Origin of the sequence: Streptococcus mitis B6 (genome assembly GCF_000027165.1) — a bacterium.
In the GTDB taxonomy this organism is placed as follows: Bacteria; Bacillota; Bacilli; order Lactobacillales; family Streptococcaceae; genus Streptococcus; species Streptococcus mitis_AR.
On the sequence record NC_013853.1, the window covers coordinates 2,119,585 to 2,135,075 of the forward strand.

Genomic DNA, 15,491 nt, shown 5'->3' on the forward strand with positions numbered 1-15,491 from the left:
CTTTTTGTTTTTTTCCTCTTCTTGACTTCAACTCGCAAAACGACCCAAAGGCAACTGTTTCACAATTCATCAAGAATGAGTATTATCGTTCACACGACAAGTTTGATTTTACCATACTTTTTCAATATTTTCAAGTAATTTTAGCAGATTTTTAAAGTAAGGTAACTATATAAATCATAAAAGAGGCTCCAATCGAGCCTCTTCGTTTTATTCATTAGTTTGGATAGATATATGTTACAAAACCTTCTGAAGTTGTAGTAGGATTGAACCAACCACGTTTATTTCCGATTGTACGATTTCCACCATAGTTTGATTCAGATACTTGGATACTTGTTGATGATGAAACAGCTGTAACTACGGCTACGTGTCCATATCCACCATCATTCCAACATGCAATCGCACCAACTTGAGGTGTAGATCCTGTACGGAATCCTGCAGCTGCTGCACTTGTAGCCCACTGTGCTCCATTACCCCAGTAGTCTCCAGCCCAAGGTGCCAATGTCTTAGCTCCCCATGTACACTCTCCTGTTGGATAACTTGAAGCATTTGTACTGTATGTTGGGCGATGTTTTACTGGTGCAGGAGTGTAGCTTGTTGATTCTGTTGAAGCACTGCTTGAAGATGATTCAGACGAACTTGACTCAGATGAACTTGATGAAGAAGTAGTAGATACTGCTTGAACCTGTGCTGTAAAAGTTGTATTTCCAGAAGCAACTACTGTTTGTTGTTGACTTGCTTGTTTAGCTTTATAAGCTGCTTCTGCTTCTGCAGCTGCTTTAGCTTCTGCTTCTGCTGCAGCTTTTTTCTCGAGTAAACTTGCTTTTTCATCCTCTGCAGTAGCCTTTTCAGCAGCAAGATTCAATTCTGCAGCTTTTAACTCAGCTTGTTTTGTAGTTAATGATTGAGCATCATCAGCTAGTTTTTGCTGATTTGCAATAACTGTATTAATTGCATCATTGTTTGCTACTTGTTTTTCAGAAATAGCTTTTTTATCTGCTTTTTGTTGTTCCAACATTTTGTTGTTTGCAGATACGATTTCACTCATTGCAGCAACACGTGAAATAGCTTCTGTAATTGATTTTGAGTTTACAATTGTATTAATGTAATTTGTTGCAGCTCCATTTGTTTGAGCACTACGAGCTTGTTTTTGTAATGAATCATTGCGAGATACAATATTCTTAGAAAGTTCTGTAATTTCACCCTCAAGCTTTTTAGATTCTGCTTGTAGTCTATCATTTTCAGATTGCAAGTTTGATTGCTCTGTTTGAATAGCAGATACTTGCTCCTGAACTTGATCAACTTGTTTTTGGGCTTCTTGTTGTTGTGCTGTTAAGTTACTAATTTTATTATCTTGAGCAGCAATTTTGTCATCAGTAGTTTCTGCATGCGCAGTTGTTAAAACAGCTACTTGAGAAACCATTACTGTACTTAGTAAAAGTGACGCTAAGATTTTTTTCTTCATATTTCGTAGATACTCCTTCTTTTAAAGACATTACTAGTATACCAAAAAAAGGCCTAATGAATATTACGCCTTTGTTACATTTTTATTTCTTTCTTATAGATAAAATTTTTCAAAAATAAACTGAAAAATAATCATCCATATAAGATTCAAAATCATTGATGGTACTAAACTATAGACTATAAATAAAGACATACTATCCACAGTTAAACCTACCACTAATGCAAGTATATAAGCTCCCATCTCAAATAGAAAAGTCATGACAATAATTGCCAACATTCTCGTCCAACGATTCAATAAGATAACGCTATTAAATTTATGGAGAAATGCCCCCAATAAGACGAACAACAAAGTCGCAATCCCTATCAAGTGGAAAAAGTAAATGTCATAAACCAAACCCACTACAAAACAATAAGCTAAATAGAAATACTCTGATACTTCAATCGTCTCAAATAAGAGAAACAAAAATAGAAAATGACTGGCTAACTGTACATGGGGAAAAAATGAGCCCAAAAGCTGGCTAATATGGGCATCAATTAGAACAAAGAAAGGAAGCAATAAAAATACTCCAACTCGCTTCAACTGTCTCATTATGAATTCCCCACTAATTCTATCACACTCACATTATGAGTATCTGCACTTAATTTAACAGTTACTTCTCGTGTCAAGTAGTCCGTACTATGCGTTGTGGCAACCACTTCACCAACAGGAATATCAGCAACGTTAAAGTTTCCTAATCCACCAGTGGTCACCTTATCTCCTGCACTAATATCGCTACTACTATTTAATTGACTAATTTTTAGAACTTCATTTTCCTTGTCATAGCCAACGATAATCCCATAAATTGTAGTAGAACCATGTTGAATTTTAACAGAAATCTTATCAGCATTTTCTGTATTTGTCAGAAGGTTGACCATGGTAGAGTTCTCCTCTACTTTTGAGACACTCCCAATCAAGCCACCATTTGCAATTGCTAACATATTCTCAGAAGCCCCTTTTGATTTGCCTGCATCTAAGGTCAATTCCTGTTTCCAAGATACTGGAGAACGCATAATAACATCCGCTGCTAAAGTCTTTGTAGCTTGCAACTTGGACTTCATATCAAGCAATTGGCGCAGTTGTTCATTTTCCATCTTTAAACTTTCCGCCTCATTTGATTTAACTTCTAATTGGTAAATCTGTTTCTTCAAACTTTCATTTTCATTATAAGTTCGTGTCAAATGAGCCAAATCTGATTTGACAGAATCAAACCACTGAAAAGGTTTTTGCACAACCCTATCAACCAATGAGATTCCATCTCCTAATCTTGTCACAATTGTACTTGAATAAGTCGTCGCTAAGAGAGCTGAGACAAGCAGAACAGTGACAAAAACAATAATGACATATTTTGATTTTTTAAAACGGTTCATATCCCTACCTTTATATCAAAAACTGTTACAGTAACTTTTTATCAATTCCTGAAAGCTACTAAGATTTTAAGAAAAATAAGCAACAACCAAGTATGATAATAACAAGAATGGTCAGCGTATCCTTTCGAGTCCATTTCAATTGTCGGTATTGACTTCTGCCTTTTCCCCCCTGATAACCACGCGCTTCCATAGCGATAGCCAAGGAATCCGCACGTTTTAAACTTGTTGCAAAAAGAGGAATCAAAATGGGAATCATAGCCTTCACCTTTTGAACAATGCTTCCTTCACCAAAATCCACTCCACGCGCTTTCTGTGCATTCATAATCCGCGTCGTATCATCCATTAAGGTCGGAACAAAACGCAAACTCATAGATAGCATTAAGCCAATTTCATGAACTGGAACTTTCACACGCTTTAAAGGTGCTAATAGAGCTTCGACAGCTGATGCCAAACTTAAGGGCATGGTTGTTAAGGTTAACAAAGTTGAAAAGAAAATAATCAATACAAAACGACAAAAAATAATCCCAGCTTGTTGCAAAGCATAATCCGTGATTCTCACAAACGAAAACTCAAATAAAACATTCCCATTAGAAATGAAAAATAGTTGAAAAATAGTTGTGAAGGCAATCAAGAAAAACATAGACTTCAAGCCCTGAATAACAAACGAAAGAGATACTCCTGACAAGGCAATAAATATCCCTGTCGCTATGAAAAGAATTAGATTCGTCAAGGGATTATTAGCCCAAAAAACGATTAAAATCAGTAGCATCATAGCCAGTAATTTGCTACGTGGATCCAATCGGTGAACAATCGAATCTCCTGGGATATAACGCCCCAAAATCATACTATCCATTTAGCGACTCCTTGAACTCCTCTATCTTAATCGGTAATCGTTTAAATGACACGCCTCTATCAGCCAATCGTTTACAAAAGGATGTAATTTTAGGTACTCCCAACTGCACTTCTTCCATAAAGACAACATCTTGAAAGACATCACTTGGTTTACCACCCTTAACTAAACATCCTTTTTCCATCACATAGACTTGATTCGCATATTCAGCAACATCATCCATCAAATGCGTTACCAAGACAATGGTCATCCCTGACTGGTGGAGTTTTTTGAACAAGTTCATCAACTCTTTTCTCCCTAGAGGATCTAGGCCTGCTGTGGGTTCATCTAAGACTAATATAGCTGGCTCCATGGCAAGTATGCCTGCAATGGCCACACGTCTCATTTGTCCCCCTGACAGCTCAAACGGGCTACGATTTAAAAGTGATTCATCAATTCCAACCAGAGCCAGTTTCTCACGCGCAATCTGCTCCGCATCTTCTTCAGAAACTCCAAAATTTTGCGGTCCAAAAGCAACATCCTTCAAAACCGTTTCTTCAAAGATCTGATTTTCAGCAAACTGAAATACCAAGCCAACCTGTTTTCTAATTTGACGAATATCTTTATTTTTAGAAGTCGAGGTGATTAAGGTATCAAAAACCCGCACACTCCCTTGGCTTGGCACCAATAAACCATCTAATAGTTGTAAAATAGTTGATTTACCACTACCTGTGTGGCCAATTAAGGCCGTATAAGAACCATCTTCAATCGTCAAAGAAACATCTGACAAAGCTGTTGAAGCTAAGGGAGTCCCTTCTTGATACGTAAAACTCACATTTTCTAGAGCAATTCCCATAGTTTATCCTCTAGCTCACTTTCTGTCAAATAATTTTCAGGCAAATCATAGCCATTCTGATTCAAAGAATGTTTTAATTGATTGGCAAAAGGATCGTCTAATCCAATTTGATCTAAATCATTACGAGAGAAAAGTTCTCTTGGACTGCTGGTTGATTCAATTTCCCCTTTTTTCATGACCAACACACGATCACTCATGGCAACTTCTTCCAAATCATGTGTAATGGAAATGACCGTCATATCATAGTCTTTCCGAATTCCTTTTACTGTCTCAATCAGTTCTCTACGTCCCTCAGGATCCAACATACTCGTTGCTTCATCTAAGATTAAAATAGCTGGTCTCAGGGCTACAACACCTGCAATAGCCACACGTTGCTTTTGGCCACCTGATAGACGCGCTGGTTCTCTCTTTTTAAAGTCCAACATGCCAACCAAATCCAGAGCTTCTTCCACTCTCTTTTTCATTTCTTGACGAGAAAGTCCCTGATTTTCCAAACCAAAGGCAACATCATCTTCAACAGTCGCTCCAACAAATTGATTGTCTGGATTTTGAAAAACCATACCGATTTGACGACGTATATCCCAAACATTTTCCTCAGTCAGCCGTTGGCCATCCATTACAATCTCTCCGGATTCTGCTTCCAGTAAGCCATCAATTAAGCGAACCGTCGTTGATTTACCACTACCATTATGCCCTACAATCGAAAGCCATTCTCCACGTTTCACGTGAAACGTAATATCCTTCACATCGTAATATTCCTGACTTTCCTTATAGCGAAAAGAAAGATTTTTTACATCAATTATTGATTTCATTTCGAACCAAATGTCCCTTTAAATACATAGGCACTACCCTTAAAATAATCATAGCCAGAGTAGATAGTGAAAAACAAGGCTACATAAAGTAGAACTTGACCAAGCAAAGTCCAATGTAATAGCAAGAAAATAATCGCAAACATCTGACTGAATGTTTTAATTTTTCCAGGCATGGCTGCTGCTAAAACTGTTCCACCAGTTTCAACCAATAAAAGTCTTAAACCTGTCACAGCCAACTCACGACAGATGATCACTGCAACAATCCAAGCCGGAGCCATTCCTAACTCAATCAGCATAATAAAAGCCGACATAACTAGTAGCTTATCCGCCATAGGATCTGCAAATTTACCAAAATTACTAACCACATTCCATCTACGAGCTAAATATCCATCTAAATAGTCTGTAATACTGGCAATAGCAAAGATAATAGCTGCTAGCATATGACTCTCTATCGAATTTCCTACTGTTAAAATAAAGATAAAAATAGGTATAAAGAGAATTCGACCTATTGTTAAGATATTTGGAATTTGTTCTTTTTTCATTCGTTTTTCCTTAATTTTTAGTAAAGGTTACAGCGATTTTTCCAGTCTGAGCTGTTAATTTCGATAAATCAACAGTCTGATTGTCTACTGTTAAGGCAACACCTTTGACAACACCTAAAGTAATGGTCACAGGATTTTTAGTTGAAACGCTTGTTTCCGCACTTTTATTATCCGGTGATAAAGTCACACCACCCTCAAGATCACTTTCTGAAACACTAACCCAACTTCTAGCATCTGACACTGATAATTGCAACTTTGCAGTTTCCTTGCTCGTTTTATAAGCAACTTCTACTCGATTTCCTTCACCTGATACCGTTATAGCTGGTTCAATATTAGAAGAACTACTAGATGAGCTACTGCTTGAAGATGAAGTTACAAAACTAGTCGAGCTTGTTGCCTGGACCACACTATAACTAGACCCAGATGAACGCTCAGGTTGAGTCTGGAGATAATTCCAAACATAACAAGTCACAAATATTACAATCGATAGTGCAAAGAGTATAAAATAAAATAAAGGTAAAAATGATGTCCTATTTTTCTTACTTGAACGTCTCCTGCCTGTCAACTCCTCTTCATCAACATCTACTTCCTCATAAGTAATCATGCTCCCAGAATCATAAGCATCCAAGACAATTCGCTCATCAAGTTCAACTGCCCACGCATACTTTCTCAAAAAAGAACGAGTATAAAATGGACTAGGAAGTTGATCAAAATCATCATCTTCCATTGCCTCCAACATATCCAACTGAATTTCTGTTTTTTTATGTAATTCTTCTAAAGTCAACCCTTGGTTGGTTCTAGCTAAACGTAAAACCTCACCAATTGTTTTTTTCCTCATACTTGTCATTCCTTCTTTCTAGTGTCTATTATGATTAGTTGCTACGATGGAAATATTGTAAAATCAACTATGTCACCATCATCTATTAAATGGTGTCCAGCATCAAGGACATCCTCTAAAGTAATTTCCTGTAAAATTTTCGGCAAATCGAAAATTGTCTCACCTTGTCCAAAAGCATCATACTGCGTTGCAATAAATTCAAGAGAGTTCATGCTACTAAAAAATTCTCCAAACATCTCTCTTTTGATAATATCTAAATGATCCTCTGTAATATCTATATCCTTTGTAAATTTACGAATAGCCTTCCTAAACTGATGAGATAAAGCAACTGGCTCTTTTGTATCCATTGTCAACATGACAAAATGAAAGCGACTTGTTACTTCAATTTCAAGAGATAGGGAAGCATCTATTTTACCTGATTCATATAACTTTTGAAAACGATCCGAAGTCCAACCAAACATCATTGCAAACAATAATTTTAATAAAATATGATGTCGATAGCAATCCGCCTCAGCAACTTCTCGATTACCTCTAATTCCAATCGCTAGTTTGGGAGAAGATACTTCCATTCTCATACTGTCTGTTTGCTTTACATCTTGTAAAACAAACTTTTCTCTTGCTACATCCTGAACATCTAAATCTTTCAGTTCTTTGCTTTCAAAATAGTCCTGTACTCTTTCCACATCAAAATTACCAACTAAAAACAGAGACATGTTTACAGGTTTGTAATATCTTGTGAAATTTTCTTGCAAATTAGTTAGATTGATTTGGGAAATGGACTCCTCACTTCCAACTATATCAGTTGCTAAAGGTGTGCCAGGATACAAATTTGCTAAAGTTGAAAAGAATAAACACGAATCTGGATCATCTTGATACATTTCTCGTTCTTGCTGAATAATATCCTGCTCTCTTAAAATGGAATCTTCAGTAAAATGTACTGATGTTACCAATTCATCAAGTAACTCTAAATTTTCTAAAAAATGATCCGTTGCTGAAAAAAGATAGCTTGTTTTTGTAAAGCTTGTAAAGGCATTGCTATCCGCACCTAGACTCGTAAAAGCTGACATCAAATCGCTAGAATCTTCTCTCTCAAATAATTTATGTTCAAGAAAATGAGCAATTCCTACAGGATATTCTTTTACATTTCCGTCAACGTCTGTGACAAGCGTATCTATCGAACCAAACTGGACAGTTACACTCCCGTAAACCTCTTTAAATTCCTTTTTAGGCAAAAGAGCAACTGTCAATCCGTTGGCCAAACGAGTTTGATAAACCATTTCTTTTACAGCTGGATAGTATTTTTCTTCAAAAACAACCTTTGTCATTCTATTCCTTCCATAAAGTAAATCGCCTGTAGTTTCACATTATTAGCTGCTCTACAAATAGCATCTTTGTCAACTTGCTTGAGTTTTGCAATCCAACCTTTAAAGTCTGCTGAAGATTTTCCAAGTAAGGCATTTTGATAAGCACGTTCAATCAATGAAGATTGATTATCTTGAGAAAGCAACAAAGACCGACGAATCATTTCCTTTGTCTGCTCCAGCTCAAGCTCTGTAAAATAACCTTTTTTTAAATCAAGTAATTGATTATTCATCATTTTTCGAGCCTGATTCCGATTTTCTCGATCAATGCCAGCATACATCCTCAAGAATCCACTAAACAAATCAAGCTGACTTGAAATAGTATAAGCCAATCCAGCATTTTCACGGACATTTGTAAATAGTTTAGAGTGAGCAAATCCACCCAGTAAACCATTCATTACAATCATGGGTAAATGTTGCTCCTCACCATATTCAGAAGGGCAATGATAACCTAATTCCAAAATGGATTGTCCCACATTTTTCCGAACCATAACTTCCTTAAGGATATTCGAATAAGGTTGACAATACTGAACCGTCACATCTCCTTTTCGACCTTTAAAGCCAAATGATTCTAATACATTTTGAATTTCAACCTCATTAAAATCACCTAGGAAAAAGAAATCGATTCGATCATTGGCCAAGAATTCTTGGAAACAAGAATAAGAACTCTGTGGAGTTTCATCTAAAATACGATTTCGTAAATCACTATATTCCAATTGAAGACGTTCATCATGAAAAAACAATTTATCCAATTCTTTATGTGCAAAATAAAAAGAATCATCCATATCAGCTGCTAAACTTGCTAGCAATTGTTTTTTCTCAATTTCAAATAAGGCCGAATCAAACCCATTATCAACTACTACGGGGGAAAAAAGAGTTTCTTTTACTAGTTCCAAAACCTGAGAATTTAGCACATTTTTCCTACTCAAAAACTCATCACGAACATAGGTAAATGTCAATTCTACAATGTGACTTTGCCCTCTTCTGAAACAATTGGTTGACATATCTGTACCGTATAGACTGGCTAAATGTCTTCTCAAATCTTGAGAAGTGGGGTACATCTGGTTGGACGTTTCTAGCATACTCGCACTCAACATGCGACCTGCAATCATATCAAGAGATAATGGAGCGGTAAAACGAACGGTAATTTTGTTCGTTTTAAACTTTTTTGATTGGATAAAATGTGTTGAAATTCCATGCACTAACTCCATTGCTTACCTCCTTATATACAGGCTTCTATTATATCACGAAAACCTGAAATTTTCTTGTTCTCTGTAACACTTTTGAAATAAAAATCGCTTACATTTCTCCCTGTTCCTCTCACTATTTTTAGGAAAATATGGTATAATACCAAAGATTGAGGTGAATTATGGAATACAAATTATTTGAAAAATTTATTACCCTCCAAGCACTACTCAAAGAACTTGGAATTACACATAGCGGAGGAGCTATTAAATCATTTCTCTCTGAACATGCTGTTTACTTTAATGGGGAATTAGAGAGTCGTCGCGGTAAAAAACTTCGTATTGGCGATAAAGTTGACATCCCTGACATGAATATTGACATCTTGTTGACACAACCTACTTCTGAGGAGAAAGAGGAATATCAAGCTGATAAAGTTGAAAAAGAACGGATCGCTAAACTTGTCAGAGAGATGAATAAGGGATTTAAAAGAGACAAATCGAAACCTACTTCATCACCTAAAAGCAAACAAGCTCCACGATTCCCTGGTAGATAATCATGTGGCTACAAAACCTATCTCTCAAGACTTTTCGTAACTACAAAGAGACGAAAATAGACTTTAATCCTAAATTGAATGTCTTTTTAGGACGCAATGCACAAGGTAAAACAAATATGTTAGAGGCTATCTATTTTTTAGCCTTAACACGCAGTCATCGAACTCGAACAGATAAAAATCTCATTCATTTTGATGAGGAACAGCTTCATCTTTCAGGTCTTGTTCAGAAAAAAACTGGATCCATTCCTCTCGAAATCGAACTAACACAAAAAGGGCGTGTGACAAAAGTTAATCATTTAAAACAGGCACGACTTTCAGATTATGTCGGACACATGAATGTTGTCTTATTTGCTCCTGAAGATTTACAACTAATTAAAGGAGCACCTTCGGTTCGACGAAAATTCATTGATATGGAGCTTGGGCAAATTAAGCCAATCTATTTATCAGATTTAACCAATTATAACCACATCCTAAAGCAAAGAAACACTTACCTAAAATCAGCTCAAAAAATAGATGAAACCTTCCTTTCAGTCTTAGATGATCAGCTAGTCGATTATGGATGTCGTGTGATGAATCACCGCTTAGATTTCATAAAAAAACTAGAATATTTTGGGTGTAAGAAACATTTTGAACTCTCTAATCAGATTGAAGAGTTGTCAATATCCTATCAATCTTCTGTCAATATAACTGACAATCAAAACTTATCCGAATCTTTCAAAATTGCTTTAGAAAAAAGTAGATCCAGAGATTTATTTAAAAAGAATACTGGTGTCGGTCCTCATCGAGATGACATTTCTTTTTATCTAAACGGGATGGATGCTAGTTTCGGAAGTCAAGGCCAACATCGTAGTCTCGTCCTCTCGATAAAATTAGCAGAAATCGAGTTAATGGAAAGCATTACTACAGAATCTCCAATATTACTGCTTGACGATGTTATGAGCGAACTTGACAACACTAGACAACTAAAATTATTAGAAACGATTTCTCATTCAATCCAAACCTTTATCACAACAACAAGCTTAGATCATCTTCAAAATCTACCAGAAAATCTAAGTATCTTCACTATTCAGGATGGTAAAGTTTTTGTAAATTACAATTGACAATATTGTAAAAGAACTCCTGTTTCCACGGGAGTTCTTTTCATTGTTTTTTACATGGAATAATTTGGTGCCTCATTCGTAATTTGTACATCATGAGGATGACTCTCTTTCAAACCAGCACCAGACATTTCAATAAATTGAGCATTATCGTGTAGTTCTTTAAGGTTAGCTGCACCACAGTAACCCATACCAGAGCGAATACCTCCAATCATTTGGAAGACAATATCAGCTGCCGCACCTTTATAAGCAACACGACCTTCAATTCCTTCTGGAACAAGTTTATTTGCTTCATTGACAGAACCTTGGAAGTAACGATCGCTTGAACCTTTCTTCATAGCAGCAATTGATCCCATACCACGGTAAGTCTTAAACTTACGTCCTTGGAAGATTTCAGTTTCGCCTGGAGCTTCATCAGTTCCAGCAAACATTGATCCAAGCATAACTGCATTTCCACCTGCAGCAAGGGCTTTTACAATATCTCCAGAATACTTGATTCCACCGTCAGCAATGATCGTTTTACCATATTCACGCGCAACAGCTGCAGCATCGTAGATAGCTGTTACTTGCGGAACACCAACACCAGCAATCACACGAGTAGTACAGATAGAACCTGGTCCAATCCCAACCTTGACAACGTCTACACCTGCTTCGTAAAGTGCACGTGCTCCCTCAGCAGTAGCAATATTTCCAGCAATCAAAGTACGATCTGGGAAGTGGGCACGAATCTCAGCAATTTTACGTAAGACACCTGCAGAATGACCATGTGCAGTATCAATAACAATCGCATCCGCTCCTGCTTCAAAAAGAGCCTCTGCACGTTCAAATGTATCTGAAGTAACACCTACTGCACCTGCAACTAGTAGACGACCAAACTCATCTTTAGCAGCATTTGGAAACTCAATAACTTTTTCAATATCTTTGATAGTAATCAAACCAGAAAGACGACCTTCTTCATCTACCAAAGGAAGTTTTTCAATACGGTGTTCTTGAAGAATATTCTCGGCTGTTGCAAGATCTGTACCCACAGGAGCAGTAACAAGATTTTCACTAGTCATATGATTTGAGATTGGTTGGTTATAGTCTGAAATAAAACGAAGATCTCGGTTTGTCAAAATACCAACCAATTTACGATTTTCAAGTGTTTCAACAACTGGAACACCACTGATGCGGTAACGACCCATAAGCTCATCTGCTTCAGCAATTGTATGTTCAGGCGTCAAGAAGAACGGATCAATAATAACTCCATTTTCAGAACGTTTTACCTTACGAACCTCGTCTGCTTGTTGAGCAATTGACATGTTTTTATGGATAACTCCGAGACCGCCTGCACGAGCAATAGCAATAGCCATTTGACTCTCTGTAACTGTGTCCATGGCAGCGGTAATAATTGGGATATTTAAAGTCAAATTATCTGCCAATTTAGTTGTTAAATCTGCATCGTTAGGCAACACATGACTTTCAGCTGGAATAAGCAATACATCATCAAAGGTAAAACCTTTTTTCAAAAATTTAGTGTCCCAATTAGACATTCGAAGTTTCCTCTTTTCTTTCTTTTTGAGCTTGACTCTTTTTATATTGTATCTATCATACCATGATATAAAAATTTGTCAAATATTACAGGGGTAAATAAAAACTATCTTTTCTTCGAGATAGAAATGATAGTTTCTTGTAAAATAAACTTAGTTAAAGTAATGAAGTCCCATTGCTCCTTTAACCTCAGATAGGGTTTGACCTGCAACTTCACGCGCTCTTTCACTACCTTTTTGAAGCATATTATAAACTTCTCCCATATCCTTAGCAAATTCAATACGGCGCTCACGAATAGGACCAAGTTCACGTTCTAATATTTCAAGTAGATAACGCTTGGTTTTCACATCACCAAGACCACCTCGTTGATAATGTTCTTTCATGTCAGTAATTTCTTGAGCATCTTCTGGACGACCGAAAACATCTAGATAATGGAAAACCATATTTCCCTCAATCTTACCTGGATCTTCCACTCGAATATGATCTGGATCTGTATACATACTCATCACTTTTTTACGCAAAGTATCCGCATCATCAGCTAAATAAATACCATTATTGAGTGATTTAGACATTTTAGCATTTCCATCTAAACCAGGCAAACGCCCTGCTCTCTCATTTTCTGGATAAATACCTTCCGGCTCTACCAAGACATCACAGTTATATGCATTATTAAAAGAACGAACAATCTCGCGAGTTTGCTCAATCATGGGTTTCTGATCTGTCCCAACAGGAACATAATTAGCCTTGAAAGCTGTGATGTCAGCTGCTTGAGCTATTGGATAAACCAAGAATCCTGTCGGAATGCTTTCTCCAAATCCTTTCTGAGCAATCTCTGTCTTGACTGTTGGATTGCGCTCCAAACGTGCTAATGAAACTAGATTCATATAATACATAGATAGTTCAGCCAACTCTGGAATTTGGCTTTGAATAAAGATAGTTGATTTACTTGGATCCAATCCAACTGCGAGATAATCCAAAGCCACATTTCCGATAGACTCTACAATGGTTTGAGGGTCTTTAGCATGATCTGTCAAAGCTTGTTGGTCAGCCAAGAACACAAACATATCATACTTATCCACTTCCTGTAATAATACTCGATTTTTTAGACTTCCAACATAATGTCCAATATGCAATTTTCCTGTTGGACGGTCTCCTGTTAAAATAATGGGTTTAGTCATTTTGTTCTCCTTCGATATAGTCCCTTCAATTATAGCATTTTTTTAATGAAATAACTGTAATTTATCAAAATAAATCAGCCTTGCTATTTATGAATTCGTGTAAAGTATGCTGTAAATATAATTTACACAAAATTGACAGATAAAAATTTGAATATTTCCGTATTTTCTAGTAGAATAAATATATTACACATATAGGAGAAAAACATTGCTTACAGTATCTGATGTTTCACTACGTTTTAGTGATCGCAAACTTTTTGATGATGTCAATATCAAATTTACAGAAGGAAATACTTACGGATTAATCGGTGCTAATGGTGCCGGAAAATCTACCTTTTTAAAAATTTTAGCCGGAGATATCGAACCTACTACTGGTCACATCTCTCTTGGTCCAGATGAACGTCTCTCTGTTCTTCGTCAAAATCACTTTGACTATGAAGATGAACGTGCCATTGATGTTGTTATCATGGGAAATGAAAAACTTTATAGCATCATGAAAGAGAAAGATGCCATCTACATGAAGGAAGATTTCTCAGATGAGGATGGAGTGCGTGCTGCCGAACTTGAAGGAGAGTTTGCCGAGCTTGGAGGATGGGAAGCAGAAAGTGAAGCCTCTCAACTCCTTCAAAACCTAAATATCCCAGAAGAATTGCACTATCAAAATATGAGTGAATTGGCCAACGGTGAAAAAGTAAAGGTTCTCCTCGCCAAAGCACTTTTTGGTAAACCAGATGTTCTTCTTTTAGACGAGCCGACCAATGGTTTGGATATCCAATCTATTACTTGGTTAGAAGATTTCTTGATTGACTTTGATAACACAGTCATAGTAGTATCCCATGACCGTCACTTCTTGAATAAAGTATGTACCCACATGGCAGACCTTGACTTTGGAAAAATCAAACTCTATGTCGGAAACTACGACTTCTGGAAGGAGTCTTCTGAACTCGCTGCTAAATTGCTAGCAGACCGTAATGCCAAAGCAGAAGAAAAAATTAAACAATTGCAAGAATTCGTTGCTCGTTTTTCTGCCAATGCTTCTAAATCAAGACAAGCAACATCACGTAAAAAAATGCTTGATAAGATTGAACTAGAAGAGATTGTACCATCCAGTCGTAAATATCCATTTATCAACTTTAAAGCTGAGCGTGAAATTGGTAATGATCTCTTGACAGTAGAAAATCTAACTGTAAAGATTGATGGTGAGACTATTTTAGATAATATCAGCTTTATCTTGCGTCCAGGTGATAAGACAGCGCTTATTGGGCAGAATGACATCCAAACGACTACATTAATTCGTGCAATCATGGGAGATATTGACTATGAAGGAACTGTCAAGTGGGGAGTTACAACTAGTCAATCTTACCTGCCAAAAGATAACTCAGCTGATTTTGCAGGGGAAGAATCAATTCTTGACTGGTTGCGTCAATTCGCAAGTAAAGAAGAAGATGACAATACTTTCCTACGTGGTTTCCTCGGCCGTATGCTCTTCTCTGGAGATGAAGTTAACAAACCTGTAAACGTCTTGTCAGGAGGAGAAAAAGTCCGCGTCATGCTTTCCAAACTCATGCTCTTGAAATCAAATGTTCTTGTCCTCGATGATCCAACCAATCACTTGGACCTGGAATCTATCTCAAGCTTGAACGATGGATTGAAAAACTTTAAAGAATCAATCATCTTTGCCAGTCATGACCACGAGTTTATTCAAACTCTAGCTAACCATATCATTGTCTTGTCTAAAAATGGCGTCATCGACCGTATCGATGAAACCTATGATGAATTCCTAGAGAATGCAGAAGTACAAGCAAAAGTTAAAGAACTTTGGAAAGACTAAAAAAATTCAAAACT

15 protein-coding genes are annotated in these 15,491 nt (G+C 36.8%); 3 read left to right on the forward strand and 12 right to left on the reverse strand.

The features are described 5' to 3' along the window. Window positions 1-214: 214 nt before the first annotated feature. The 10 genes from pcsB to yfmF all read right to left on the reverse strand — a co-directional run bounded on the left by pcsB (window position 215) and on the right by yfmF (window position 9,317). Window positions 215-1,462, reverse strand: coding sequence for a peptidoglycan hydrolase PcsB (pcsB, locus tag SMI_RS10400; protein ID WP_000727024.1), 1,248 nt, complete (start codon window positions 1,460-1,462; stop codon window positions 215-217). 93 nt (window positions 1,463-1,555) lie between these two features. After that, a complete protein-coding gene (gene mreD / locus SMI_RS10405; RefSeq protein WP_001249458.1) occupies window positions 1,556-2,050 on the reverse strand; it encodes a rod shape-determining protein MreD in 495 nt (164 codons plus the stop codon). Then, window positions 2,050-2,868 (reverse strand): rod shape-determining protein MreC, encoded by an 819-nt coding sequence (gene mreC / locus SMI_RS10410; RefSeq protein WP_001078993.1) that lies wholly within the window; start codon window positions 2,866-2,868, stop codon window positions 2,050-2,052. The genes mreD and mreC overlap by 1 nt, the downstream gene beginning before the upstream one ends. Window positions 2,869-2,926: 58 nt before the next feature. Next, entirely contained in the window at window positions 2,927-3,721 is a 795-nt protein-coding gene (locus SMI_RS10415) for an energy-coupling factor transporter transmembrane component T family protein (RefSeq protein WP_000377902.1), read from the reverse strand. Beyond that, complete coding sequence (locus SMI_RS10420) at window positions 3,714-4,553, reverse strand: energy-coupling factor transporter ATPase (RefSeq protein WP_000510420.1); 840 nt, start codon at window positions 4,551-4,553, stop codon at window positions 3,714-3,716. Before SMI_RS10420 ends, SMI_RS10415 begins: the two co-directional genes overlap by 8 nt. Continuing rightward, entirely contained in the window at window positions 4,538-5,365 is an 828-nt protein-coding gene (locus SMI_RS10425; protein ID WP_000835729.1) for an energy-coupling factor ABC transporter ATP-binding protein, read from the reverse strand. The genes SMI_RS10420 and SMI_RS10425 overlap by 16 nt, the downstream gene beginning before the upstream one ends. Next, on the reverse strand, window positions 5,362-5,907 hold the full coding sequence (gene pgsA, locus SMI_RS10430; protein WP_000712121.1) for a CDP-diacylglycerol--glycerol-3-phosphate 3-phosphatidyltransferase: 546 nt from the start codon (window positions 5,905-5,907) through the stop codon (window positions 5,362-5,364). The genes SMI_RS10425 and pgsA overlap by 4 nt, the downstream gene beginning before the upstream one ends. A gap of 10 nt (window positions 5,908-5,917) precedes the next feature. Further along, on the reverse strand, window positions 5,918-6,745 hold the full coding sequence (gene rodZ / locus SMI_RS10435) for a cytoskeleton protein RodZ (RefSeq protein WP_001227988.1): 828 nt from the start codon (window positions 6,743-6,745) through the stop codon (window positions 5,918-5,920). 41 nt (window positions 6,746-6,786) lie between these two features. Continuing rightward, complete coding sequence (gene yfmH / locus SMI_RS10440; RefSeq protein WP_000170200.1) at window positions 6,787-8,070, reverse strand: EF-P 5-aminopentanol modification-associated protein YfmH; 1,284 nt, start codon at window positions 8,068-8,070, stop codon at window positions 6,787-6,789. After that, a complete protein-coding gene (gene yfmF, locus SMI_RS10445; protein WP_000424258.1) occupies window positions 8,067-9,317 on the reverse strand; it encodes an EF-P 5-aminopentanol modification-associated protein YfmF in 1,251 nt (416 codons plus the stop codon). Before yfmF ends, yfmH begins: the two co-directional genes overlap by 4 nt. 158 nt (window positions 9,318-9,475) lie before the next feature. Between yfmF and yaaA the strand changes: the two genes are divergently transcribed. Further along, window positions 9,476-9,844 (forward strand): S4 domain-containing protein YaaA, encoded by a 369-nt coding sequence (yaaA, locus tag SMI_RS10450; protein WP_000455905.1) that lies wholly within the window; start codon window positions 9,476-9,478, stop codon window positions 9,842-9,844. Window positions 9,845-9,846: 2 nt separating this feature from the next. Continuing rightward, window positions 9,847-10,944, forward strand: coding sequence for a DNA replication/repair protein RecF (gene recF, locus SMI_RS10455; protein ID WP_000266700.1), 1,098 nt, complete (start codon window positions 9,847-9,849; stop codon window positions 10,942-10,944). 50 nt (window positions 10,945-10,994) lie between these two features. Here the strand turns inward: recF and guaB are convergent, their stop codons facing one another. Then, window positions 10,995-12,473, reverse strand: coding sequence for an IMP dehydrogenase (gene guaB / locus SMI_RS10460; protein WP_000073412.1), 1,479 nt, complete (start codon window positions 12,471-12,473; stop codon window positions 10,995-10,997). A gap of 150 nt (window positions 12,474-12,623) precedes the next feature. Then, the gene (gene trpS, locus SMI_RS10465; RefSeq protein ID WP_000165472.1) at window positions 12,624-13,649 is read right to left on the reverse strand and encodes a tryptophan--tRNA ligase; all 1,026 of its coding nucleotides are present in this window, start codon (window positions 13,647-13,649) and stop codon (window positions 12,624-12,626) included. A gap of 205 nt (window positions 13,650-13,854) precedes the next feature. Here trpS and SMI_RS10470 point away from each other — a divergent pair, with 205 nt between their 5' ends. Then, window positions 13,855-15,477, forward strand: coding sequence for an ATP-binding cassette domain-containing protein (locus SMI_RS10470; RefSeq protein WP_000958776.1), 1,623 nt, complete (start codon window positions 13,855-13,857; stop codon window positions 15,475-15,477). Window positions 15,478-15,491: the final 14 nt, after the last annotated feature.